Origin of the sequence: uncultured Algimonas sp. (genome assembly GCF_947498175.1) — a bacterium.
GTDB lineage: Bacteria > Pseudomonadota > Alphaproteobacteria > Caulobacterales > Maricaulaceae > Litorimonas.
In genome coordinates this window covers 150,859-174,080 of sequence record NZ_CANMJB010000002.1, presented here as the reverse complement: position 1 = coordinate 174,080, position 23,222 = coordinate 150,859, and the positions used below count along the sequence as shown (strand labels likewise).

23 protein-coding genes are annotated in these 23,222 nt (G+C 64.2%); 10 read left to right on the top strand and 13 right to left on the bottom strand.

The annotated features are described in order from the left end of the window. Positions 1-56: 56 nt before the first annotated feature. On the bottom strand, positions 57-1,838 hold the full coding sequence (gene argS / locus Q0718_RS03295; protein ID WP_298913401.1) for an arginine--tRNA ligase: 1,782 nt from the start codon (positions 1,836-1,838) through the stop codon (positions 57-59). 4 nt (positions 1,839-1,842) lie between these two features. Further along, a complete protein-coding gene (locus Q0718_RS03290) occupies positions 1,843-2,421 on the bottom strand; it encodes a hypothetical protein (protein ID WP_298913398.1) in 579 nt (192 codons plus the stop codon). A gap of 201 nt (positions 2,422-2,622) precedes the next feature. Between Q0718_RS03290 and ispH the strand changes: the two genes are divergently transcribed. From ispH to Q0718_RS03270, 4 genes are all read left to right on the top strand, one after another. Then, the gene (ispH, locus tag Q0718_RS03285) at positions 2,623-3,600 is read left to right on the top strand and encodes a 4-hydroxy-3-methylbut-2-enyl diphosphate reductase (protein WP_298913395.1); all 978 of its coding nucleotides are present in this window, start codon (positions 2,623-2,625) and stop codon (positions 3,598-3,600) included. Then, a complete protein-coding gene (gene rnhA, locus Q0718_RS03280; RefSeq protein ID WP_298913392.1) occupies positions 3,597-4,106 on the top strand; it encodes a ribonuclease HI in 510 nt (169 codons plus the stop codon). The genes ispH and rnhA overlap by 4 nt, the downstream gene beginning before the upstream one ends. Continuing rightward, entirely contained in the window at positions 4,103-4,528 is a 426-nt protein-coding gene (locus Q0718_RS03275; protein ID WP_298913389.1) for a hypothetical protein, read from the top strand. Before rnhA ends, Q0718_RS03275 begins: the two co-directional genes overlap by 4 nt. A gap of 86 nt (positions 4,529-4,614) precedes the next feature. Further along, positions 4,615-4,866 (top strand): hypothetical protein, encoded by a 252-nt coding sequence (locus Q0718_RS03270; protein WP_298913386.1) that lies wholly within the window; start codon positions 4,615-4,617, stop codon positions 4,864-4,866. Positions 4,867-4,870: 4 nt separating this feature from the next. Here the strand turns inward: Q0718_RS03270 and Q0718_RS03265 are convergent, their stop codons facing one another. Then, entirely contained in the window at positions 4,871-5,647 is a 777-nt protein-coding gene (locus Q0718_RS03265) for an MJ0042-type zinc finger domain-containing protein (RefSeq protein ID WP_298913383.1), read from the bottom strand. A gap of 163 nt (positions 5,648-5,810) precedes the next feature. Here Q0718_RS03265 and ftsE point away from each other — a divergent pair, with 163 nt between their 5' ends. From ftsE to Q0718_RS03250, 3 genes are read left to right on the top strand one after another with little or no spacing between them, the layout of a single operon-like run. After that, on the top strand, positions 5,811-6,506 hold the full coding sequence (gene ftsE, locus Q0718_RS03260; protein ID WP_298914276.1) for a cell division ATP-binding protein FtsE: 696 nt from the start codon (positions 5,811-5,813) through the stop codon (positions 6,504-6,506). Next, a complete protein-coding gene (locus tag Q0718_RS03255) occupies positions 6,503-7,405 on the top strand; it encodes a hypothetical protein (protein WP_298913380.1) in 903 nt (300 codons plus the stop codon). Before ftsE ends, Q0718_RS03255 begins: the two co-directional genes overlap by 4 nt. Then, the gene (locus tag Q0718_RS03250; protein ID WP_298913378.1) at positions 7,405-8,088 is read left to right on the top strand and encodes a YdcF family protein; all 684 of its coding nucleotides are present in this window, start codon (positions 7,405-7,407) and stop codon (positions 8,086-8,088) included. Before Q0718_RS03255 ends, Q0718_RS03250 begins: the two co-directional genes overlap by 1 nt. On the opposite strand, the gene Q0718_RS03245 is transcribed toward Q0718_RS03250, so the two are convergent. From Q0718_RS03245 to Q0718_RS03220, 6 genes are all read right to left on the bottom strand, one after another. After that, positions 8,085-8,984: a prephenate/arogenate dehydrogenase family protein gene (locus tag Q0718_RS03245; RefSeq protein ID WP_298913375.1), complete on the bottom strand. Its 900-nt coding sequence runs from the start codon at positions 8,982-8,984 to the stop codon at positions 8,085-8,087. The two genes, Q0718_RS03250 and Q0718_RS03245, sit on opposite strands and share 4 nt — an antisense overlap. Positions 8,985-8,994: 10 nt before the next feature. Next, a complete protein-coding gene (locus tag Q0718_RS03240) occupies positions 8,995-9,720 on the bottom strand; it encodes a chorismate mutase (RefSeq protein ID WP_298913372.1) in 726 nt (241 codons plus the stop codon). After that, the gene (locus Q0718_RS03235) at positions 9,717-10,472 is read right to left on the bottom strand and encodes a class I SAM-dependent methyltransferase (RefSeq protein WP_298913369.1); all 756 of its coding nucleotides are present in this window, start codon (positions 10,470-10,472) and stop codon (positions 9,717-9,719) included. The genes Q0718_RS03240 and Q0718_RS03235 overlap by 4 nt, the downstream gene beginning before the upstream one ends. 55 nt (positions 10,473-10,527) lie before the next feature. Then, on the bottom strand, positions 10,528-12,114 hold the full coding sequence (locus tag Q0718_RS03230) for an EAL domain-containing protein (protein WP_298913366.1): 1,587 nt from the start codon (positions 12,112-12,114) through the stop codon (positions 10,528-10,530). Positions 12,115-12,172: 58 nt separating this feature from the next. Beyond that, positions 12,173-12,610 carry a hypothetical protein gene (locus tag Q0718_RS03225; protein WP_298913363.1) on the bottom strand — a complete coding sequence of 146 codons (438 nt, stop codon included), beginning with the start codon at positions 12,608-12,610 and terminating at the stop codon, positions 12,173-12,175. Positions 12,611-12,816: 206 nt separating this feature from the next. After that, positions 12,817-13,575: a glycosyltransferase family 2 protein gene (locus tag Q0718_RS03220; RefSeq protein ID WP_298913360.1), complete on the bottom strand. Its 759-nt coding sequence runs from the start codon at positions 13,573-13,575 to the stop codon at positions 12,817-12,819. Positions 13,576-13,661: 86 nt separating this feature from the next. On the opposite strand from Q0718_RS03220, the gene Q0718_RS03215 reads away from it, so the two are divergent. Further along, positions 13,662-15,284 (top strand): glycosyltransferase family 39 protein, encoded by a 1,623-nt coding sequence (locus Q0718_RS03215; protein ID WP_298913357.1) that lies wholly within the window; start codon positions 13,662-13,664, stop codon positions 15,282-15,284. Here the strand turns inward: Q0718_RS03215 and Q0718_RS03210 are convergent. The 3 genes from Q0718_RS03210 to thrS are packed head-to-tail and all read right to left on the bottom strand — an operon-like array spanning position 15,216 to position 19,272. Beyond that, complete coding sequence (locus tag Q0718_RS03210) at positions 15,216-16,082, bottom strand: glycosyltransferase family 2 protein (protein ID WP_298913354.1); 867 nt, start codon at positions 16,080-16,082, stop codon at positions 15,216-15,218. The two genes, Q0718_RS03215 and Q0718_RS03210, sit on opposite strands and share 69 nt — an antisense overlap. Then, on the bottom strand, positions 16,079-17,335 hold the full coding sequence (locus tag Q0718_RS03205) for an O-antigen ligase family protein (RefSeq protein ID WP_298913351.1): 1,257 nt from the start codon (positions 17,333-17,335) through the stop codon (positions 16,079-16,081). The genes Q0718_RS03210 and Q0718_RS03205 overlap by 4 nt, the downstream gene beginning before the upstream one ends. Before the next feature lie 8 nt (positions 17,336-17,343). Next, positions 17,344-19,272, bottom strand: a complete 1,929-nt coding sequence (gene thrS / locus Q0718_RS03200; RefSeq protein ID WP_298913348.1) for a threonine--tRNA ligase — start codon at positions 19,270-19,272, stop codon at positions 17,344-17,346. A gap of 163 nt (positions 19,273-19,435) precedes the next feature. Between thrS and Q0718_RS03195 the strand changes: the two genes are divergently transcribed. After that, positions 19,436-20,158 carry a Crp/Fnr family transcriptional regulator gene (locus tag Q0718_RS03195; protein WP_298913345.1) on the top strand — a complete coding sequence of 241 codons (723 nt, stop codon included), beginning with the start codon at positions 19,436-19,438 and terminating at the stop codon, positions 20,156-20,158. A gap of 64 nt (positions 20,159-20,222) precedes the next feature. Then, positions 20,223-20,762 (top strand): hypothetical protein, encoded by a 540-nt coding sequence (locus Q0718_RS03190; RefSeq protein ID WP_298913342.1) that lies wholly within the window; start codon positions 20,223-20,225, stop codon positions 20,760-20,762. Between the two features lie 15 nt (positions 20,763-20,777). Here Q0718_RS03190 and Q0718_RS03185 read toward each other — a convergent pair whose 3' ends face one another. Continuing rightward, complete coding sequence (locus Q0718_RS03185) at positions 20,778-23,105, bottom strand: ATP-binding protein (RefSeq protein ID WP_298913339.1); 2,328 nt, start codon at positions 23,103-23,105, stop codon at positions 20,778-20,780. Positions 23,106-23,222: the final 117 nt, after the last annotated feature.

The following is a 23,222-nucleotide window of genomic DNA, read 5'->3' as shown; positions in this document are numbered from 1 at the left end:
TTGCCGCGCGGGTGCGCGGTTCGGTCTGATTTGGTTCTCCGGACCAAAGTCAGACCTCACATCCGCTCTGGCACCTCGATTCCCAGAATATCCAGCCCATGCTCCAATTGTTCCAGCGTCGCCTTCGCCAGCGACAGGCGAGCCCCTTTTACCTCCGGCGAAACATCGTCGGCCAGGATCGGGCAATGGGTGTAGAAGCGCGAAAAGGTCTGGGCTAGGCCGTAGACATGATCACAGAGGATATGCGGGGCACGTTTTTCCGCGGCTAGCGCGACCGCTTTGGGATAGGCGTCCAGCGCCAGGACCAGGGAGGCTTCGTCTTCGTGATCGGGTGAGACGGGTCCGAATTCCGCGCCCGCCGCTTCCGCCTTGCGCAGGATCGATTTGATCCGCACCGCCGCATAGAGCAGATACGGTCCGGTCTTCCCTTCGAAGGCCGTGAAACGCTCCGGGTCGAAAACGTAATTCGTCAGGCGCGCATTTTGCAGATCCGCGAATTTCAGCGCCGCCAGCCCGACAAGACGGGCGATATCGGCGCGTTCTTCATCGTCGAAACCGGCACCCATGCCGGATTCGGCCAAGCGAGCTTCGGCCGCCTGCCGCATCGTCTCCAGCAGGTCTTCCAGGCGTAGCACGCCGCCGTCGCGCGTCTTGAACGGCTTGCCGTCCTTGCCGTTCATCGTGCCGAAACCGAGATGTTCCATCTGGTCGCGCTCGAACCAGCCCGCACGGGCCGCGGCGCGGAAGACCTGTTCGAAGTGGTTCGCCTGGCGCTGGTCCACCACATAGAGCAGCAGGTCCGGGTCTATTTCGCGTTTGCGGTCGATGAGTGTGGCGAGATCCGTCGTCGCGTAGAGCACTGCCCCCGTGCGCGCCTTGACCATCAGGGGCGGTGTGCCTTTGCGCTTATCCTGGTCGTAGTCCGGATCGACGTCGATGATCAGCGCTCCGTCATCCTCGCGCGTCAGGCCTTGTGCATCTAGATCCTCGATCATGCCGGGGATGAGCGGGTCGACGCACATCTCCCCGTTCCATAGGTCGAATTCCACGCCGAGCGCACCATAGCCTTCCTTCAGCACAGCGACGGAGACGGCAATGAAATGATCCAGCAAGGCGCGGTAGCCGCGCCGTCCGGCCTGCAGCTCGGCCGTGGCGACGCGGGAGCGCTCCATGCGAGCTTTGTCCGACTTGGCGGCGTTGGACGCCTGCGGATAAAGCCGCCCCAGATCGTCCATCGTGACGGGCGGTTCATCGGGATAGTTCCCGTCATAATCGGGATCGAAATAGACCAGACCCGGCTGCTCGCTCTCCAGCTCGCTGATCAGGTGGCCCATCTGTAGACCCCAGTCCCCAAGATGGGCATCGCCGATCACGGTATGGCCCCGCGCGCGCATCAGACGTTTGATCGCCTCGCCGATCACAGCGGAGCGCAGATGGCCGACATGCATGGGCTTGGCCACATTCGCGCCGCCATAATCGATGACGATGGTCAGTTCCGCGCCGGCCTTCAGGCCGCTCACCGGACCCTCCATAATTGCCTGCGCGGTTTCGGTCAGCGCTTCGGAGGACGGCACGATATTCAGAAAGCCCGGCCCCCCGATGTCGATGGCCTTGATCAGAGGGTGATCGGACAAGCGGGCGGCCACCGCCGTTGCAATCTCTCGCGGATTGGCTTTTTCGCCGCGTTTCTTCGCCGCCCCCGCAGCAGCCATGGCGCCGTTGCATTGAAACGGCGCATCGCCTTTCAGGTTCTCCACCACGGCTCCCAGAGCCGACTCGTGACCGAGCGCGGCAAAAGCCTCGCCGAAGGCGTCGCTGAGCCTGTCCTGGAGCGGCATGGGGCTACCCTTGGCCGGCATTCACGCGGAAGCGGCGTCCTTCGCGGTTGAAAGCGCGCTGCGACGGCGTCAGTTCGAAACCGACCACGATTTCGAAGTTTTCGCCGGATGTCGTATCCGACGCCCGGGCGATGGAGAAATCCTCGATCGATTTTGTGATCCGGACCCGGTCCTGCCCGTAGGGGAAGCTGACCTGCAGCGGGAAGGTCTGCTTGTCTATCACGGCGACATTCTTGCGCGTGATGGCGACGAAGTACTGGTAGACGGCCTCGGACTGGCCTGCGACCGCCGGACCGCGGCCCAAATCGAAGGTGATGTCCACATCACCCGTGATGGGATTATCTCCGACATACCGGCAAAGAGAACGCACGGCGGCGATCTCTCCGGTGAAACCGACATTGTCGTACTTTTCTTCGGCACCGCGGATTTCCACGATCCGCGAGGCATCGAAGAGGGCGAAGGCGCGCGGGCACGGGCCGGCGTTGCGCTCGCCCGCCTCGCCGATTTCCAGCGCTTCCTGAGTGGACCGGCAGCCTGTCACGGCAAGCGCGCCGAGCAATGCGAATGTAATGAGTTTTTTCATCGAGCGTGTTCAACCATCATGCTGGGCGTGCCGGATAGCGCCGCCGCCGATCGCCGCAACCGACGAAACCCCATCTCAGTATAGACCTTGGCAGGATCGCGGCGCGTCTGTTAGGGCGCTGCTTAACCGCCGCGCCGTGTCCGCGCAACAATTGCGCACGCCGATAGGCTGGATGTGACGTAAGCTTAAGACAAGGATCCCATGACCGCCTCCCGCAAGACGAAAACGGTTCTGCTGGCCAGCCCGCGCGGCTTTTGCGCCGGCGTGGACCGGGCGATCCAGATCGTGGAGGAAAGTCTGAAGAAATACGGCGCGCCGGTCTATGTCCGTCATGAAATCGTCCATAACCGCCATGTCGTGACCCGGTTGGAAGGTCTGGGCGCGATCTTCGTCGAGGAGCTGGACGAATGCCCCGACGATCGTCCGGTCGTCTTTTCCGCGCACGGCGTTCCGAAGTCCGTGCCCAAGGCGGCGGCGGCCCGCGACATGAATTTCCTGGATGCGACCTGTCCGCTCGTCTCCAAGGTGCATGTCGAAGCCGAACGCCACCACGGTGCGGGCAAGCACATCCTGCTGATCGGGCATGAAGGCCATCCGGAAGTCGTCGGCACGATGGGACAGCTTGCGCCCGGCGAAATCACGCTGATAGAAACCGAAGACGATGCGCGCACCTATGCGCCGCGCGATCCGGACAATCTGGCCCTCGTCACGCAGACGACCCTGTCCGTCGATGACACGGCCGATCTGATCGCCATCCTGCAGTCGCGCTTTCCCAACCTGGCCCTGCCCTACAAGGAAGACATCTGCTACGCGACGACCAACCGCCAGGCGGCGGTCAAGGCCATCGCGGCGGAATGCGATCTGATGCTCGTGATCGGGTCCGTGACCTCGTCCAATTCCAAACGATTGGTCGAAGTGGGCGAAAAGGTCGGCGCCGACGAAGCCTATCTGATCAGTTCCGCCGCATCGATCGACTGGGCGGCAGTGGACCGCGCCGACACGATCGGCCTGTCGGCCGGGGCGTCCGCGCCCGAATATCTGGTGGACGGCGTGCTCGCCGCATTGCGGTCGCGCTACGAGATCGAAATCCGCGAAATCCGCGTTACGGAAGAAAGGGTCGTCTTCCGTCTGCCGCGCCAGCTCCTGCCCGAGAAAGCCGCGCCGGAAGCGGCGGAATGAGCGCCAACGGGTCCGCGGCGGGCGACCTCGAGGACGCGCTCGTGATCTATACGGACGGGGCTTGCTCCGGCAATCCCGGTCCCGGCGGCTGGGGCGTGGTCATGTTCCACGGCAAGCGCCAGAAGGAACTCAAGGGCGGAAACCCGGCGACGACCAACAACCGCATGGAAATGCAGGCCGTGATCGAAGCGCTCAAAGCGATCAAACCCGGTTTCTGCGGCAAGACCGTCCTGTTCTCGGACTCGACCTACGTGCTGAAGGGACTACAGGAATGGTTGCCGGGCTGGAAGCGCCGCGGCTGGAAGACGGCCGCCAAGAAACCGGTCAAGAATGAAGATCTCTGGCGCGAACTCGACACGCTTGCACAGACGCGCGAGATCGACTGGCGCTGGGTTAAAGGCCATGCGGGGGATGCCGGCAACGAACGCGCCGATGCGCTCGCCCGCGAAGGCGTACCCCGGCGCCCGAAAGCGAAGCGGCGCCCGCGGAAAAAAGCGGGGTTGTGAAACGACCAATTCTGCCTGGCTTGGGTCTGCTTGGCCTGTTTCTACGCTCGGCTTGCAGCTCCGACCCATTTGCAAACGGGGATGCCCCGATCCTGCTGGTCGGCAACAAGAGCGAGGACACCGTCAGTTTCATCGATCTGGACAGCGGCGAGGAATTGGCCCGCGTGCCGACCAGCCATCGTTCGCCGCACGAGATCGCGCCGTCGCCAGACGGCACGCAAGCGGCGGTCGTCAATTACGGTGACCACCATATCAACATTTTCGACCTGGATAGCCAACGCATCGTCGAGACCATCGATCTGGAGGCAGACCGGCTCATTAATGCGGCCCGGACCGGTGCGGGCCCGGAAGGGATCGATCTGACGCCCGACGGGCGGGAATTGTGGATCAGCAACCGCGAAGCGGACACAGTGATCGTCTAAGACGCCGATACGCTGGAGCGGCTGGCCGACCTCGCCGTCAGACAGTTTCCCTGCGCCTGCAGATATCGCCCGACGGCCGCTACGCCGTGACCTCCAGTCTAGAGGACGCCAGCCTGTCGGTGATCGATGTCAAGACGCGCGAACCGGTCCGCACCATTGCCGTCGGCGACGGGCCGGAAAGCGCGCAGGTCACGATCCTGTTTTCCGACGATGGCCGGCGATTATACATTGCGGAAACCGGCACGGATACCGTTGCGGAAGTGGATTTCGAAAGCGGGGAACTATTGCGCCGCCTGTCCGCCGGGCGGCAGGGCGTCGGCCTGGCCATCATCCGCTGACCGGTCAGCCTTGCGCGAACTTGTCGTCTTCGAAGAATCGGTAGCGCAGGCCGACGGCGCCCTCAGGCGGATCGGCGATCTCCGTTGTGAAAGCCAGCCTTCCTTGCCCCTCGATCCGGTCGGGCCGCGTTTCCACATACCATTGCAGAAGTCCCTGCCCGTTCGCATCGTGCAGGGTCAGCTCGATCAGGGGCACGATCTTGGTCTCGCGTGTCAGGTTGCGCACGACGCTGTCTACCCGAATCATCGGCACTCCATCCACCAGGATGGTGCGCGCCTCGGGCGGATCGATATCGAGCCCGCCGACACGCACATCGATTCCGGCCAGCTTGTAGACCGACGCCATTTGCGGAAGCCGGTTCACAATATCCTGCCGGTTCAGCACCGCGATGACCGCACCGATGACGACCAGCAGGACCGGCACGGCCCAGATGAGCTGGATCGTGCGGCGGCGGCGCGCTAACCGCGCGGCATCGACGTGATCGCGCATCATCGCATCCGCACCGATTCGCGCCGTGGGCCGCATCACGGGCGCGTCAGCTTCGGGAACAGGTTCGACCGCATCGTCCGTCCGCGCGTCCAACACGCCCGCATCGCGCAGATTGTCGGCATGGAAGAGAGCGTCCGGATCATACATCAGGGTCTCGGCCGGTTCCGCAACGGCGAACCAGCTCGTCTTGCAGCGGGCGCAGCGCACCATCCGCCCGGCCGGACCCAGGCTTTGCGGTGTCACGCTGTAACGCGTTCCGCACTCCGGACAAGTTATGATCGCGCCGCTCACAGGCACGCGCCTTCCGTCCCGACGGCAAATCGCTGCATCCCAACCATGCGGATGTTCTTGACCAGAGCGCCGGGATTGTCCAGCGAACGAGCCAGCCTTATTGCCGGATCATGATCAGTCAGACCTTACAAACATTACAGAAATTCAGAGGCCGCTCCGCGTGATGCCCGAGACCGCGCCGACGATCGACCTGCAGCGGATCGGCCTTCGCTACGGGCGCGGGCCCGAAGTGCTGTCCGGCGTCGACTTGCGCCTTGCTCCGGGCAGTTTCACCTTCCTGACCGGCGCATCGGGTGCGGGCAAATCCAGCCTGCTGAAACTCTGTTACCTGTCGCTCAAGCCGTCGCGCGGGCTGATCAATCTGTTCGGGCAAGACGTCTCCACGCTCAAACCGTCACAGTTGCAGGTTCTGCGGCGGCGCATCGGTGTCGTGCTGCAGGATTTTCGTCTGATCGACCATCTGTCGGTCTGGGAAAATGTCGCGTTGCCACTGCGCGTCGCCGGACGGGCGCGGGCGGATTATCTGACCGATGTGAACGAATTGCTGAGCTGGGTCGGGCTCGGCCACCGCGTCGACGCGCTGCCGCCGACCCTCTCAGGCGGGGAGAAACAGCGCTGCGCCATCGCCCGCGCCATCATCGCCAAACCGGACTTGCTGATCGCGGACGAACCGACCGGCAATGTCGATCCAGCCATCGGCGCGCGCCTGTTGCGCCTGTTCGCTGAAATGAACCGGATGGGGGCGACCGTGCTGATCGCGACGCATGATCTCGGCCTGATCGACGAGGTCAGCGCCCGCACGGTCCATCTGGCCGACGGCAAGTTGGGAGAGGGGCTCGGTCCCTTGCGCGCGGCATGACCGACATTCCCGTCAGAACGACGCCGCCTGCGCCGCAGACCCTTCTGCCGGCCCGCCCGGAACAGGGTCGCGCCTTGTTGACCGTTCTAATCGTCATGGCTTTCCTGGCCGCGCTGGCCCTTCTGTTCTCACGCGGGGCCGACCGGCTCTCGGATCGCTGGAGCGCACAGCTGTCGCAAAGCTCGACCGTCCAGATCCTGCTGAGCGACGAGGGTGCGCGCGAGGCACAGATGAGCACCGCGCGCGACATATTGCGCGACACTCTGCCCGAAGCAGCGCTGACGTCCCTATCGCGGGCGCAGTCCGGCGCGCTGATCCAACCGTGGCTCGGCGACGGCGACTTGCCGCCCGATCTGCCCATACCCGGCGTGATCCGGGTCGATTCGCCGGTCGCTCTGCCCCGGGAAACGCTGGAACGCCGGTTCGGCGAAGCCGGGCTGACGACGGTCATGGACGACCATTCGCGCTTCTCCGGCCAGCTCGAACGGACAGTCGAGCGTCTCGTCCTGCTGGGGCTAGGCCTGCTTGTCATGATCGGCGTGGCCGCCACCGCTGTCAGTATGTTCGCCACGCGTGCCGGTCTGTCCGCCCAACGCGACATCATCCATGTTCTGGTGCAAGCCGGAGCGACCGACGGTTTCATCGCCAAACTGTTCGTCGGCCAAGCTGCGCAGCGAGGATTGCTGGGGGGAGCGGTCGGCGCCGCGCTTGCCGTGATGCTCTGGGCCGTCGTGTCGTTCGGCCCGGCTCGCGGCACGGTCGGGTGGGCCGGACTTGGCGACGGAGCGTTGGACGCAGCCGTCCTGGTCGGGCTGTGCGCCCTGTTCGGCCTGATCTGCGCTCTGTCGGCCGGATGGGCGGCAATGCGCCAGCTCGCTTATGAAAGGCGCCGCGCCTGATGGCCTTGCGCTTCAGCCGGGCGCGCAAGCGTGCCAGCGGGCGGCGACGGCTGTTCGGTTTCCTCCTGCTGCTCCTGATCGGCGCTTTCGTCGGCGGCTTCATCGCCTTCGCCAGCCATGTGGACGGTCTCGACGCACCAGCCGATCCGCTGGAAGCCGACGGCATCGTGGTCTGGACCGGGCCCGGCGGCGGACGACTTGAAAAGGCCGGGGATCTGCTCGAACGCGGACTGGGCGAACGCCTGCTCGTCTCCGGCGTCAACACGAGCCTGTCGGAGGATGATGTCGCGGATCTAGTCGGGCTTTCGGCCCGCAAAGCCGGTTGCTGCATGGATGTGGACTATGCCGCGCTGGATACTCGCGGCAATGCGCGCGAAACCGCCGACTGGGCCGAGGCGCTGGGCTACCGCCATGTCATCCTCGTGACCTCGTCCTATCATATGCCGCGTGCCCAGGTCGAAATCGGCAGCGAGATGGCGGCCCTGCGCATCACCCCCGTCCCAGTGCGCAGCGAGGCTCACACGCCTTGGTGGAAAGACCGCGACAGGTTTGAGCGCGTGCTGGGCGAATATGGCAAATACCTGCTCGCCCTCGCACGCGGCCGGTCCGAGAGCGAGGCGGCGCGCGAACCGGTCCTGCCGGAAGAAGGGTTGGCAACGCCGACAAAGGCCGCGGCTGATTAATCGTCGCGTCCGAAATTCGGTTCGTCTTGACCGCTCTCCACGATGCGGCGACGAATGTCGCGCGTCTTGGCGAAATGATCGAGCAGCGTCTCGCCATCCGACCAGCGGATGGCACGCTTCAATGCCGTCAGATCCTCGATAAAGCGGTCCACGACCTCCAGCGTCGCGTCGCGGTTGCTCAGGAAAACGTCGCGCCACATGACGGGGTCGCTAGCCGCGATGCGGGTGAAGTCGCGAAAACCTCCGGCGGAGAACTTCACCACCTCGTCGCCCGTCACCTGTTCCATGTCCACGGCGGTCCCGACCAGCGTATAGGCGATCAGGTGCGGGACATGGCTGGTCGTGGCCAACACCGTGTCGTGCCGCGCGGCGTCCATGACGGCCACGCGCGATCCCAGCGCTTCCCAGAAGGCAGTCAGCGCAGGCAAGGCCGGATCGTCCGCGTCGATGGGCGTCAGTACGCACCACCGGTTTTCGAACAGCTCGGCGAATCCGGCTTCGGGTCCGGAGAACTCGGTTCCTGCGATGGGATGACCGGGAATGACGGAGACGTCGTCGCGTAAGTATGGCCGCACCGCCTCGATGACAGAGGCCTTGATCGACCCGACATCCGACAGGACTGCACCCGCCTTCATGACGGGCAGCACATCCGCAGCGACCTCCGCGATCTTGGCAGGCGGCACGCAGAGCAGGACCAGATCGGCTTGGGACGCATAGTGGTGGGCCGCACCCTCGACCGTTCCGTCGGCAATGCCGAGCCGGTCCACCGTTCCAATGACCACCGCAGACCGGTCCGCCATCCAGACGGTCTCGACGCCCGCCTTGGCACGCGCGGCGCGGGCGACCGAACTGCCGATCAGGCCGGAACCGATGATGAGGATGGTTTTGAACGCCATGGATCGTGCCTTATGCGCTAACAGGCGGCGGCAGGTAGCCGATGACGTCTTCCATATCCACCGTTTCCGCCTCCGCGACTTCGTAGAGACGCAGATCGGCGCTTTCGGCGCGCAGGGTCCCGGTCATGTCGCCCCGCACCGCACACAGGATACGCCCGCCCTTGGCAACCGGCATGTCGAGACCGATGGCGGCGACCGCAACAGCCTGAGGCCAGTCATCCGCGTCGACACGCGGCAGCGGCGCGACGATCTTCATCTCCGGCATGGCCCCGCCCGGGGCGAGTGCCGTCCACCAGCGCGTCATGCCGCCAGGCGCCGGCAGCACGGCAATCCCTTCGTCTTCGCCGTAGGCGGCGGCGAGCGCATTGGAACTGGTCGGGTAGGATAGCAGAGGCAAGCTGCCGCCGAAACGGTCGCGGATCAGCGACAGGTTGGCGCGGCCGTCGCCCTCCAGAGCGACATGAATCCGGGTCGAACCCTGTACAGAGATCGAGGCGCTCATCAATTCCGCCCAGATGCGCGAGATAAGCGCGGGCGGCGTGCCTGTGTCTTGTGCCATACGGGCCAGATCGGCGACATGGCCGTCTTCGCGCGCAGGGCGCCAAAGCCTCGATCCAGCCTTGGCGCGGCGCACATCCGCAGACAGGGCCAGCCGTTCGGCGATCAGGTCCAGCATCGCCCGGTCCACCCGGTCGATATCCCGCCTTACACGCTCCAGATCGGAATTGCCGTTCATTCCACTCTTTCCGCCTTCGCCTTTTTCTCGACAGTCGGCCGCGTCGCCGCGCCGAACAGGGGCGCGCGCACCTTGGCGGTTTCCAGCCGGTCGGGTTCGACATAGAGACGCCGGATCGCTTCGACCATCACCAAGCCGGCGAAGCCCGGCCAGACCGTTTCTCCGAAGCGCTCGAACCCATAAGAGATTTTCGGCCCCGACAGGCGCGCGACCGGCGGCCCGTAAAGCGCCCCGGCCCCGACCGTGGGCGTGAAACCGGCCTTGAGCAACCGCGCCCGCAGCTGTCCGCGCGAAAAGGGCCGCCCCGCCCCGAAAGGCAGATGGTCCATGCGCGACCAAAGTCCCGACCGCCCGGCCGCAATGACAACGATGCGCCCTTCGGGTTGGGTCACGCGCCAGAGTTCGCGCAACAGACCCGGCAGATCGTCGGCTTCTTCGACCGCGTGGACGCACAGCACCCGGTCGAACGTCGCGTCGGAGAAGGGCAGCTGCGTCTCGTCGGCCACGCAGCCCATCACGCCGCGAGAGGACCGATGCGCGATCGCCCCCTGCCCGGCCGGGTTGACCAGCACGATGCGGTTGGCGCTCTTGCGGTACGCATCGAGATAGGGCGCGGCATAACCGAACCCCATCGCATTGTTGCCCGCCAGATCGGGCCACAGCGTATGCAGGCGCCGCATCGCCATGTCGCACGCCATGCGTCCCAGCGGGGCGGCGTAGAAACTCTCCAGCTGGTCGGCGGTTTCTCGCATGAGGCGGGCGCTAGCACGGACGCGTCAACACGTCATGGCTATTGCGCCGCCCAGCCTATCCGACAGGTCCCTCCCAGACCGGAACAGGACCAGGGCGGCCGAAATGGTAGCCTTGCAGATAGGTCACGCCGAGACGCGTCAGAACCAGCGCGTCGGCGCGGTCCTCGACCATCTCGGCCACGGTTTCGACGGAGAAGGTCGCGGCCAGATCGACCATCATGCGAATAAAGGCCTGCTTATGGGCGTCTAGCGCCACGCCGCGCACCAGCGAGCCATCGATCTTGATGCAATCGGCTTCGACCGCCAGAAGATTGCGGAAGCTCGTATGTCCGGACGCGAAGTCATCCACCGCGAAGCGGCATCCCAGCGCGCGCACTTCGGCGGAAAAATGCGCCGCCTTCGCTGGATCGTCCACGGCAAGCGTCTCGGTCAATTCCAGCGTCAGCCGCTGGGCCGCCGCGCCCATGGTCTGAATCGCCGCGACATAGGCGTCGCTGTGGCCCGGATCGCCGACCGTTCCGGCCGAGACGTTGACCGCCAGACGCAGGTCCGGGTCCTCATCCAGCAGACCTGCCGCGAGGCTCAGCACGTGGGTGTCGAGCCGGTGGACCTCGCCTGCATCCTCGGCCGCGACGATGAAGGGAAACGCGCTGACGGGCCGACCATCCAGGCCGCGCAGACGCAACAGCATTTCATAATGGTGCAATGCATGGCCGTCCGCATGGACGATGGGCTGGAACGCGACGCTCAGCCTGTCTTCGGCCAGCGCTTCGTCCACACTCGGCAAGGTTTCTTCGGGATGAGTGTCCGCTTCGTCCCCCGAAAGGTCTTGTCGCGTTGCGTCCAGTGCATGTGCGACCGTCTCCAACGGCGCGCGCGCAACATCCAGTTCCAGCGACAATGGCCCGAACGGCGTCATGTAGGGTTCTGCCGTCACGGCCGCGCGCAGGCGCAAGCCCAGCGTATCGGGATCGGAATTCAAGGTCGCGGCGGCGAAATCCGCCCCGTCCAGCCGCGCCACCAGATCCGGCGCGCGCAAGGCCGCTTGCATCCGTTCGCCTGCCTGACGCAGCATCCGATCGCGCAAATCCTCGCCGAAAGTCGCACTAAGCCTGTCCAGATTGCGCAGGCGAAGCCGGAGCAGGTGAACCGGGATGCCGATCCGTTCGCCCAATTCCGCCAATTGCGTTCCGGCTTCGGCCAAGGCGACGCGGTTCGGCAGGCGCGTCAACGGGTCGTGGCGCGCGCGCCAGATGACCGCTTCGTCTGTATGGACATCGTCCGTGCGATCGATCAGGACACCGCGGACCAAAGTCGCGCGCTGATCGATGCTAGCCACGGCTTGGGCGATTTCGCGCACATGGTGCACTTCGCCCATCGCGTCGCGCAACGGATAATCGAGCCGGTAGCGCGCCCCGTCGAACGACAGCGAGGCGACCGCCCGACGGCGGGCGCGGACGTCTTCGGGCCGCATCCGGGCTTCCCAGTCCGCCTGCCCGGTGGCGGCCTCGCCCGGGCGTTCGACGAGGAACGCCTCCAACCGCGCCGTGTCGGCGAAGTCCATGCGGCCATCTTCATCCATGTCGAAAGCAAAGGCCCCGGCTAGAGCCAAAGCATCGGACAGCAATGCGGGTTCAAGCAAGGGGGAGCGGGCTTTACGGTCCACTACCTCCGCAACGATGGGGGCGCTGTCCACGGGCTCAGTCGGCGAAGGCGCCATCGACGCCGATGTCCCGACGCGCCGAGGCGATGGTCACCATGAAGCCGGCCAGCACATCCAGCAGCGCCATCGTCCCGATCAGGAAAAAGACCGAGGTGGCGAAAGCGGGCATGAGCAGGAACTGCACGAGGCAGAGCACAAACAGCACGAGCGAGAAGGCATGGTTCATCACGGCGGCGCGGCCCGTGCCGGTCGATTTGATCAGTTCGAAGAAGAGGCAGACCAGCGCCAGTCCCGTCAGCGCATGGCCCGGCGTGATCGACCAGACGACGCCGCTGGACATGGGCACGCTGAGAAAGTCCGTATCGAGCCTCAGGCGCATCTGATCCACGGTCGTCAAAGCCTGACCCGTTAGGGCCAGAAGGTTGTAGATGACCACCGGGATGATCATGAGCGGGAAAACGGACAGAGCGCCCATGGCAGCCCTCGCGAAATGTGGTTAACCAGCGCTAACGATAAGGGTAGACGCGTTAAAGTCGGGTAAAGCGATGCATTCGTTGTGAAGCGTCCCGATGCATCCTTTCTTCAGGTGTAGGAGTTGGACGCTTGTCCGCCCGAAGTGCAACCGTTCCACGTTCATTCACGCAACTTTCCGTTCTGGATCTGAGGGTCCGGCGCGCGCGCTTATAATTCGTCGTAACCGCCCGACTGCCGTGCGCGGCTATTGAGCCACCGGACGCCGCGCAGATCGGCGAGGCTGACCTTGAGGCGGCCAAAATTTGTGTATTTGCTTTCGCCTTCGCCGCGCGGCCTGTGGTCAACGTCGCGATATTCGCAGGTGTAACCTTCGCGCAGCATCAATGCCGGTAAATATCGGTGGATGTGATCGAAATAGGGCAGCTCCAGGAAGGCCTGCCGCCGGAAGACCTTCAATCCGCAACCCGTATCGTCCGCCTCGTCGTGGAGCAGCCGTTTGCGCACGCCGTTGCCGACGCGCGAACCGAGCCGCTTTGCGACGGTATCGCGGCGTTTGGCACGGCGCCCGCCGACCATGGCAAGCGTATCAGGCGCGTCGGACCGGCTCAGCTGCGCGTACAGGGCGGGAATGTCGGCGGGCACGTTCTGGCCATCCGAATCCATCGTGGCGATGACCGGTGCGCGGGCCGCCATGATCGCGGTCCTGAGGGCGCGCGACTGCCCGGCATTCCTTCGATGGGACAGCACGCGCAGTTGTGGATAGTCGGCCTTGAGCGCCAGCAGCCGGGCCTGTGTGTCGTCTGTGGAGCCGTCGTCGGTCACGACGATTTCGTGCGGTACGTGCGCGAGCGCCGCGTCGATCTCCGCGATGAGCGTGCCGAGATTGCCGGATTCGTTATAAGCCGGCAGCACGACCGCCAGATCCGGCGCGGTTTTCGTTTCCGCAGTTTCCACTTCCTCTGACATGAACGCGCTTTGGCAGGCGCGTGCCGTGCAGGCAAGCGGCGGCCTGCAGTCTTGCCCTGGCGCGCCCATCGGTCCATGCGCCGTTCGTGACCCAGACGCGTGCGCATAGATGGCTGGACCTCGCCTTCTTGGCACTGATCGCGCTGGTCGCCTACCTGCCCGGCCTGGCCGCCCTGCCGCCTGTGGACCGGGACGAGGCCCGCTATATGCAGGCCACCGTCCAGATGGCGGAGACAGGCGATCTGATCGACATCCGCTTCCAGGACGAGGCGCGTTACAAGAAACCGGCGGGTGCGTACTGGGCGCAGCTGGCGAGTCTGACGGCAACGGGTCAACTGGACGATGTGCGACGCGGCGAGCGCGCGGCCTGGGCGCACCGCCTGCCCAGCGTGATCGGCGCCCTGATCGCCGTCTGGGCGACCTATCTGACGGGTGCGGCTCTGTTCGGGCGGCGCGAAGCCCTGCTCGGCGCAGGATGGATCGCCGTGTCGGTCTCGCTCGCTTTCGAAGCGCATATCGCCAAAACGGATGCCCTTCTGGCGGGCGCGGCAGCGGTCGCGCTCTACGGGATCGCGGCGCGCAAGGCTTGGCAGACCTGGTTCGCTATCGCAGTCGGGACGCTGATCAAGGGTCCTATCCTGCTGGGCGTGGGCGGGCTTGCCTTGCTGACCGACGCGCTCTGGACCCGTTCGGCGAAACGTTTGCGCGCGTTGGCCCGGCCGCTACCGATCCTCGTCGCGTTGGGTATCACCCTGCCCTGGTTCATCGCCATCGGCATCGAGACGGACGGCGCGTTTTTCGCCGAAGCGCTGGGCCGCGACCTGGGCGGCAAGATCGCGGGCGCACAGGAAACGCATGGCGGGACGCCGGGCTACTACGCCCTGACGACGCTGGCCATGTTCTGGCCAGGCGTGCTCGCCTTGCCCGTCGCGGCAATGTTCGCCTGGCGGGAGCGGCGAAATGCAACTGTGCGATTGCTTGTCGCCTGGACGCTGCCGATGTGGGTCTTGCTGGAATTCGTTCCGACCAAATTGCCGCATTACACGCTGCCGCTCTATCCGGCTCTGGCGCTGCTGGCTGGAGCGGGTTGGGTTCGCCTGACGGAGGCGGGGCGAACGCGTATAGCGGGACTCGCGGTCGCCGCTTTCGTCGCCGCCCTGCTGTCGGTCGGCACAGGAGCAGCGATTTGGGAGCGCGCCGGTCCGGTCCTGTCTGTCAGCGTGGCGGCCAGTTTGACCGCACTCTCCGTCGCCGCTCTCTGGTTTGTCCGGCAAGCACGCGACCGGGTCGCGCTTGCCTTGGCCGCCCTGTTCGTCGGACTGGGTTTTACCGCCCTGTCGCGCAGCCCGTTGCTGGACCTGACGCCGCGCCTGGTCGCGCAATCGCCGGCTGGCGCACGCATCGTGTCCCCCGACTACCGCGAACCTTCACTGGTCTTCATGGCAGGTACCGATACGCAGCTGACCCGCGGCGCTCGTCCCGGCGATGTGTTGGTGCTGGCATCCGGCACGCCGCCACCCGCCTGTGCCGGTGCGGGCGAGAGCGTATCCGGAACGAACTACGCCAAAGGACGACAGATGACGCTGACAATGTTCGACACGACGGAGTGTTCGGCCGCAGCGTTGACCGAGTGGGCATACTCATCGCCGACGCAACGCCGTCCAGATCAGGCGTCCCGTGATCGCCCCGGCGATCAATGGAGCGAGTAGGACTGTGGCGATTAGCGGCCCCGCCCCCGGACCGGCCGTGCGAAAATAGCGCAGAAAACCGCGCAGCTTGTGCCGTTCCACCCGCCAGTGCGCCACGTCCGATGTCGCGCCATGATGCATTACGCGTGCGCCGGGGACGAACAGAACCGTCCCGCCCGCCTGCCGAACCGTGCGGCACAGGGCGATGTCTTCGACATGCAGGAAATAGCCTTCGTCGAACCCGCCGACGGCCTCGAAGCCCATGCGGTTCATCATCATTGCCGCTCCCGAAACGGTCGGCATCGGCACGGGGCCTACCGGCATCGGTTCGGCATGACGGTGAATAGAAGGCAAACCCGGCAAGCGGTGCAGGCCGGTGAAACCTGCTAGAGCCGACACGACCGTCAGCGCGCCGCGGCGGGCGCCGCGCTGTTCTCGGCCCTGCGCGTCCAATATCAGCGCCCCTGCAATCCAGGGACGCGCGCAGTCCCTGCCCGCTTCGACAAGCTTGCAGGCCGCACCATGTTCGACCACTGCATCGGGGTTGAGAAACAGCAGATAGTCCCCGCCCGCCAGCCGCGCGCCATAATTGCAGGCCCGGGCGAAGCCGACATTGCCGTGGCCCTGCAACAGGCGCGCCTTTCCCGTCGTCTGGGCCGTTCCGAGGAGGGCCACGCGGTCTGCGGCGCTATTGCCGTTATCCACGACGATCAGTTCGGCGATGTCTGGATCGGCACCGATTGCGCGCACCGCGTCCAACAGAGCCGGTCCGGTCCGGTAGGAGACCATGACGACGCTGATGCGCGGTTTGCCGTTCATGCGGATATGATGTCGCGTTCGCTTAGCCGCGCTCCGGCCGGGATCAGCAAAACAAGCGATAGCGCCAACACGATCAGGCCCCACCACCAATATTGCCACGCCCCGACCGTCACGGCGCCGCCCACGGTCGCACCCATCAGCAGGCCGGACACGGCCCCCGCGCGCCATGGCGAGCCGCCCGCCAACGTCTTCAGAGGCCTGTAAAGCGACACAAGCGCAAGGGTGAGCAGAAACGCGCCGACCAGTCCCGTCTCCATCCAGGTTTGCAAGCCAACATTATGCGGATGCAACGATACGAAGGGGATATCCACGCCGATGCGTGTCGTGAAATCGCCTGCCATGGTGCGCGACCGGTCGAGCCCGTGCCCGAACCAAGGCGCTTCGCCAATGCGCGACAAGCTATAATCCCACATACGCAGGCGGTGGTCCCAACTCATCGGCAAACGCGCCATCAGGCCTTCGCCGCTCAATCGCGCCGCGATCCCGACCAGCGGCGCGAACAGAACGGATCCGACAAGTGCACCTAGCGACAAACGCAACCCGGCAGTCGGCCGATGATAGCCGATATAGAGAAACGCCAAAGCGGAGACCAAAATAATCGGGGCGATGGCCAACCGGTTCAACAGGGTTCCGACCAGCAGAAGCGCCACGAACCCGATCGCCACGGGTCCGGCCCGGCCCTGCGGCAAGCGGGTCGCGAAGAGCGCGATCACCAGCGGCGCCAGAACCGCATAGGCGACATGACCGCGACCGATATTCATCTCCGCTTCGCTTTGGCGCTGATTGAGGTCGGCACCTTCGTCGATCGGGCTGAGGAAGATATTGATGCCGTAGCCGGACGCCACATCCATCGCCAGCACGGCGACTCCGCCGATCACCATCGCCATCAACAGATGCGACAGCAAGATGCGCGTCCACACGGCACGCGTGGCGATCAAGGCCGGAACCGCGGCGGCCAGCGCCATCTGACCACCTAGGCGCAGCGCTGTATCGGGGCCGTGATCGCTCCAGCCGCTCGTCGCGGCCAACCAGATGAAAAAGGCGGCGAATGCCGCCATTGGCATCAACAGATTGCAAGTCGTGACCGGCAGGTGCTTTCGATGCAGCAGCCAGACGGGCCAGCCGACTGCGCCCAGCAATATGACGAGACCGGCGAAGGCGAGCGCGCCGAAATGGATATAGACGGCGATCAAGGCTAGCCAGAAGAGCAGCCAACCGCTTGCAAACGCGTCCAATAGACGACGAAGTAACACGCGGGGCGCTACCGCTTCAGATCCGGCGGCATGGCCTCATGGGTGAGATCGGCAATGGCGTCCTCGACCGTGACGATCTGCTGTCCCTTGGATCCAAGCCGGCGCAAGGCGAGCTTGCCCTCTTCGGCCTCGCGGCGGCCGACCACGGCGATGACCGGGATCTTGCGGTCGGCCGACAGTTCGCGGATCTTGTAGTTGATTTTCTCGTTGCGCGTATCAAGCTCGGCGCGCAGGCCCGCCGCCTTGAGTTTCGCCGCGACCTCTTCGGCATAACCGTCCGCGTCGGACGTGATGGTCGCGACGACGACCTGCACGGGCGACAGCCAGAGCGGGAATTTGCCTGCATAATTTTCGATCAGGATGCCGAGGAACCGTTCGAAACTGCCCAACACGGCGCGGTGGAGCATGAGCGGGGCGTGGCGTTGGTCGTCCGCACCGATATAGCTGGCGTCGAGGCGTTCCGGCATGTTGGGATCGAGCTGGATCGTGCCCGCCTGCCATTCGCGCCCGATGGCATCGCGCAGAACGAAGTCGAGCTTCGGACCGTAAAACGCGCCGTCGCCCTCGTTCAGCACGACTTCGAGACCAGACGCATCTGCGGCTTTGCCCAACGCCTCCTCGGCCACATCCCAATAGTCGTCCGAGCCGACACGCGTCTCGGGGCGGGTCGAGAAGTTCACCTTTACGTCGTCGAAGCCAAGATCGGCATAAACGCTCTTGAGCATTTCCGTGAACGCCTTCACCTCGTCCGTCACCTGTTCCAGCGTGCAGAAGATGTGGCCGTCATCCTGCGTGAAACCGCGCACGCGCATCAGCCCGTGCAGCGCGCCCGACGGCTCGTAGCGATGGCAGGAACCGAATTCGGCATAGCGCAGCGGCAGGTCGCGATAGGACTTCATGCCCTGATTGAAGACCTGCACGTGGCACGGGCAGTTCATCGGCTTGAAGGCCAGCACCTTGTCCTCGTCCGCGATCTCCGCGACGAACATGTTCTCGCGATATTTCTCCCAATGGCCGGACTGTTCCCAGAACTTCCGGTCCATCATCTGCGGCGTCTTGATCTCCTGATAGCCATATTCCTTCTGGCGGCGCGACATGTAGGCCATCAGCGTGGTGTAGAGCGTCCAGCCGTTCGGATGCCAGAAGGCCTGACCCTGCGCTTCCTCCTGGAAGTGGAACAATTCGAGCTGACGTCCCAAACGGCGGTGATCGCGCGCTTCGGCTTCCTCGATCTGCTTTAGGTGCGCGTCCAGATCCTCCTGCGTCGCCCAAGCCGTGCCATAGATACGCTGCAGCTGCGGATTGTTGGAATCACCGCGCCAATAGGCCCCGGCCACCTTCATCAGCTTGAACGCCTTGCCGATCTTGCCCGTGCTGGGCAGGTGCGGGCCGCGGCAGAGGTCGAACCACTTGCCCTGTTTGTAGACGGTGATGGTTTCGTCTTCGGGCAGGTCTTCGATCAGCTCCGCCTTGAAGGCCTCGCCCATATCGCGAAACAGGGCGATCGCTTCGTCGCGGTCCATCTCCTGGCGCTCGAACTTGTCGTTACGATTGATGATATAGGCCATCTTCTTCTCGATGGCAGCGAAGTCGTCTGCGGAAATGGGTTCGTCGCGGTGGAAGTCGTAGTAGAATCCGTTTTCGATAGCCGGCCCGATCGTGACCTGAGTGCCGGGGAACAATTCCTGCACTGCTTCAGCCATCACATGGGCAGCATCGTGGCGGATCAGTTCCAGCCCTTCCGGGTCTTTGGCGGTGACGAGTTCGATCCTGGCGTCCTGTTCGATAGGGCGGGTCGCGTCATGCAGCTCGCCGTCCAGCTTCACCGCCAGCACCTTTTTCATCAGGCTTTTGGAGATGGACTTGGCGACATCCAGCGCAGTCACGCCGGGATCGAAGTCGCGGGAGGCACCGTCGGGGAAAGTCAGCGTGGGCATGGGAGCAGCAGTCCGGAGAAATGTGGATTGCGCGCAATGGCAAAGCTGGCCCCGAAGAGCAAGGCGGAAGGCCATCGATCCGGCAAGCCGACAGTACGGCCCGAGTCCCTTGTGATCGCCGTCCAGCCTGCCTAGACGCCAAAACGAGTCAGGAGGAACCGCCGTGGAAGCCAGCAATCTCGATTTCGCCTTCGAGGCATTCGATCACAATTTCGGACTGCAAGGCGAAGGCCGGACCTTGCTGCAGGGGATCGAGCTCAGCAGCACGCGGCTGAAAGCCAAGCAAGCCGTCCATCATGCCGGGGACGATGTCGACAGCCTCTATATCGTGCTGGAAGGTTGGCTGACGACCGTCATGAATCGTGTGGACGGGCAACGCCTGCTGCTGGATTTCCACGTGCCCGTGGATTTGACAGGCCTGGAGTTCCTCGCCGAACGTCGCGCGGAGTCGAGCCTGATCGCATTCGAACCGTCTCGGATCGTGCGCATTCCGATCGAGCCGTTCGCCGCAGCGCTGGCCCGCAACGAAACCGCGTCGGTGGCCGTTCTGAAGACGCTGGCCGGCGGATATATCGCCTTGCAGCGCCAGATGTCGGTCTTCGCTTTCGCCAGCGCTCCGGCCAAGATCGCCAGCTTCTTGCTGGGACTCCGCGACAAGCAGAGGCGCAACGGTTTCGACGACCCCAACGTGTTGCGCCTGCCTTTGACACAATACGACATCGCCGATGCGCTGGGTCTTTCCAACGTCACGGTCAGCCGGATCTTCACGAAATTCGGTCGGGACAAACTGGTCACTTTCAATCGCAACGTCATCACGATCCTCGACCCCGAAGGGTTGCAAGCGCGGACCGGTCTGATCGACACGCCCGATCTCGAGGCGGGCTGACCGGCGGACCGATGCGTTAACATCGGATAAGACTTGTTTCTGCCGTCTCTGGCACGGTGGCGGCATGACGATCCCGTCCAATACCGATGAGGCCCAAGCCATCGCTTACCCGCGCGGCCTGTTGCGCGACGCGTTCCTTCCGCCGCTAGGAGCCCTCGGAGCAAGCGGCCGGAACGGTCAAGCCGTTCGCTTTTACGATGTACTGGGCGGTGATGCGCAGACCGCGCAGCTTTACGCAGATCTGACCTGTCATCTCGCCAAGTTCGGCCTGAAGCCTTTCGTGGCCGTTTTTCCCGGCGCCGTCGCCGCGAGCGAGCCGGATTTCGAAGCAGCTATGCGCTCGCAGCTCGACCATCTTGCGGCCGTCGAAGGGAAGCCAGGTCTTATAGCCTCACCGGCATCAACGGATGGCGATCACCACGTGTCGCTTCACATCAGCGGTCGCAGAGTGTGCGTCACTGGACTGCATCCAGGCGCAAGCGCAGCCATGAGGCGCGCGCCTTACGAAACCCTTGTCTTTCACGCTCCACCGCAAAGCGAAGCGTCATTTGCGACCGATAGAGTGCAAGCGGATCCTGCTCCGCCCGATGTATGCGGCCTGTGATCGCAGGCTGAAGTTTCAAGCCGCCGCGCGGCGTTCCGTCGTTGCGTCCGGTCCCGGCAAGGCCAGCCATGTCTCGGCCAGATGGGCCATGACGGCATCGCGCAATCGCGCTGCGTCCCAAGGCTCTTCAATGACGTCGACCACGCCGCACGGTTTGTCGTCTGTAGTCATGGTTTCCACAGCCACCGCGCTCAATATCATGAAAGGCGTGTCGGCGATTTCCGGTATGGCGCGCACGTGCCGCAGCAAGTCCGGTCCGTCCATGCCGGGCATGGCGTTGTCGGAAATGACGAGCGGGAAGCGGAAGCCGTGCCGAGCCTGCGCCTGCCGCATAAGGGCGATCGCCGCAGTCCCATCGGGCACACAAACGGGACTGGCCCCCATGTGACCCAATTGTTCCATCAACCGGTCGCGGTCGGCCCTCGTGGCGGCTGCCACCAGGATCGGCGTCTTGCGTGTCAGACGGGGCAAACCCGCCGGTTTGGCGCTTTCCTTGTCGTTGGAGAGAGGCAGACGAACCGCGAAAGTGAAGGTGGACCCCTGACCTAGCTGTGAGGTCACGCCGATCGTTCCGCCCATCGTCTCCGCCAGCTGGCGGCTGATTGACAGGCCAAGGCCTGTGCCGCCGAAACGTCGCGTCATGGTGTTGTCGGCCTGTTCGAATTGGTTGAAGATGCGATCCAGCTTCTGGGCGGGGATACCGATGCCGGTATCTTCGACATCGAAGCGCAAGTCGACATCGGACGGGTCCAGACCCACTTCGGTCTGCACGCGGCGGACCGACAGTTTCACATGGCCGCTTTCCGTGAATTTCAGCCCGTTGCCGATGAGGTTGATCAAAATCTGGCGGATGCGCCCTTGGTCGCCGATTAGGTGCGTCGGCACGTCGCCCGGCACATCGATGATGAGGTTCAGTCCCTTGTCCTGCGCCGAATGTTCGAGCAGCGCAGCGACATCCCGAACCAGGTCTCGCAAGTGGAACGGCTGCGGATCCAGGCGCAATTGACCGGATTGGAGTTTGGAGATGTCCAGAATGTCGTCGATGACCGTCATCAATGCCTCGCCCGAACGCAGGATGATGTCGACCTGCTGCTTCTGCGAGGCGTTCAGACCGCTGTCGGATAGGATCTGCGCCATACCCAGCACGCCGTTCATGGGCGTGCGGATCTCGTGACTCATATTGGCCAGAAACTGCGATTTGGCCTGACTGGCATTTTCCGCCTCCAGACGGGCAATCTCAGCTTCGCTCGCCTTGAGCTGGGCTTCGCGACCAGCTTGCAAACTGCGGCTCATCGCATTGAAGGCGTCGAAAAGATCGCCGATTTCGTCATTGCGGTCGATGACCAGTTCATGCCCGAATTCCTCGCGGCTGATATGACCGGCCGCGTTAGCCAACTGTCGGATCGGACGGCTGAGACGGCGCGCGATGCGGATCGCGGCGATCATACCGCCGAGCAGCGCAAGCAGGCCCGCCAGTACGATGGCCGTCAGGATGCGGCGCTGATTGTCATGCAAAGCACGGTCGAAAGCCGCATCGATCTTGGCGGACGCTGCGTCCACTTCGCCCATGCGCCGGGCGAAGACGAAATCGCCCATGGACCGCCCGTCATGAACGAGCGGACCTGTCCCGATCAGCATGTCGCCGTCCAGCCGGATATCGACTACGCCTGTCCGCTCCAGACCATGGAGCTTTTCGAGCCCCAGCCCGGACCCGCCTTCGAACAGCGGCTCGCCCGTCGCGTTCATGATGCGCAGCAGGGTCATGTCCTGCCGCTCGATCAACCCTTTCAATCCCGTTTCGAACCTGTCCATATCGCCTTGTAGGAGCGGCGGCACTGCGATGCGCTGCGCAGCGGCGGCCAAGCCGTAGCCGCGCCCCATCTCGAAATCCTCGAGCTGAGCCAGCACGATCTGCCGGACCGCCACGTCGTTCCGGGTGACGAGTTCGCGGAATTGCATGTAGTAGAAAGCGCCGAGTACGACCACGCAGGTCGCGACCATCGCCGAGATGACCGCGGCATAGGTCAGCATTAATCGACCGGTGAACACGTCTTTCAACGAGTCCCACGGTTTTCCGGACGGGTCGTCCGGCGCCGTACCGGCCGCATTGCGCATCGGCGCGTCTGCTGCGTCGATACCGGTCAACAGGGTCGCAGATGCCGCAGCCGGCCGGTGTTGCAATGGCAGGAACGCGTGGTCCAACATCCGGTAGCGCAGGATCCGCCACGCTTTGACGACCCAGTCGTCGCCGTGGGGCGCTGCCGCGCTCAACTCTCTCAATGTCGGCCTGCCGGGGCGCCGCGCAATCGTCCGGTCTGCCGAAGCGTCATCGATGAAAGTCATGGGCTATGGGGCCATTTCCGAAACGACGCCGGACTTTCGTCCGACCTGGTGAACATCCTTTTTCATCCGTCCGTTACGAGACCCCTAAGATCGCCGCCCGTCCGCATCATGTTTTCG

Bases quoted from the DNA above. Each gene is read 5' to 3' on its own strand.
- Q0718_RS03255 (WP_298913380.1), top strand. From the start codon at position 6,503: ATGACCGACATTCCCGTCAGAACGACGCCGCCTGCGCCGCAGACCCTT.
- Q0718_RS03185 (WP_298913339.1), bottom strand. From the start codon at position 23,105: ATGACTTTCATCGATGACGCTTCGGCAGACCGGACGATTGCGCGGCGC.
- Q0718_RS03240 (WP_298913372.1), bottom strand. From the start codon at position 9,720: ATGAACGGCAATTCCGATCTGGAGCGTGTAAGGCGGGATATCGACCGG.
- Q0718_RS03220 (WP_298913360.1), bottom strand. From the start codon at position 13,575: ATGTCAGAGGAAGTGGAAACTGCGGAAACGAAAACCGCGCCGGATCTG.
- Q0718_RS03225 (WP_298913363.1), bottom strand. From the start codon at position 12,610: ATGGGCGCTCTGTCCGTTTTCCCGCTCATGATCATCCCGGTGGTCATC.
- rnhA (WP_298913392.1), top strand. From the start codon at position 3,597: ATGAGCGCCAACGGGTCCGCGGCGGGCGACCTCGAGGACGCGCTCGTG.
- Q0718_RS03190 (WP_298913342.1), top strand. From the start codon at position 20,223: ATGACGATCCCGTCCAATACCGATGAGGCCCAAGCCATCGCTTACCCG.
- Q0718_RS03245 (WP_298913375.1), bottom strand. From the start codon at position 8,984: ATGGCGTTCAAAACCATCCTCATCATCGGTTCCGGCCTGATCGGCAGT.
- thrS (WP_298913348.1), bottom strand. From the start codon at position 19,272: ATGCCCACGCTGACTTTCCCCGACGGTGCCTCCCGCGACTTCGATCCC.
- argS (WP_298913401.1), bottom strand. From the start codon at position 1,838: ATGCCGCTCCAGGACAGGCTCAGCGACGCCTTCGGCGAGGCTTTTGCC.
- Q0718_RS03290 (WP_298913398.1), bottom strand. From the start codon at position 2,421: ATGAAAAAACTCATTACATTCGCATTGCTCGGCGCGCTTGCCGTGACA.
- ispH (WP_298913395.1), top strand. From the start codon at position 2,623: ATGACCGCCTCCCGCAAGACGAAAACGGTTCTGCTGGCCAGCCCGCGC.
- Q0718_RS03235 (WP_298913369.1), bottom strand. From the start codon at position 10,472: ATGCGAGAAACCGCCGACCAGCTGGAGAGTTTCTACGCCGCCCCGCTG.
- Q0718_RS03210 (WP_298913354.1), bottom strand. From the start codon at position 16,082: ATGAACGGCAAACCGCGCATCAGCGTCGTCATGGTCTCCTACCGGACC.
- Q0718_RS03250 (WP_298913378.1), top strand. From the start codon at position 7,405: ATGGCCTTGCGCTTCAGCCGGGCGCGCAAGCGTGCCAGCGGGCGGCGA.
- ftsE (WP_298914276.1), top strand. From the start codon at position 5,811: ATGCCCGAGACCGCGCCGACGATCGACCTGCAGCGGATCGGCCTTCGC.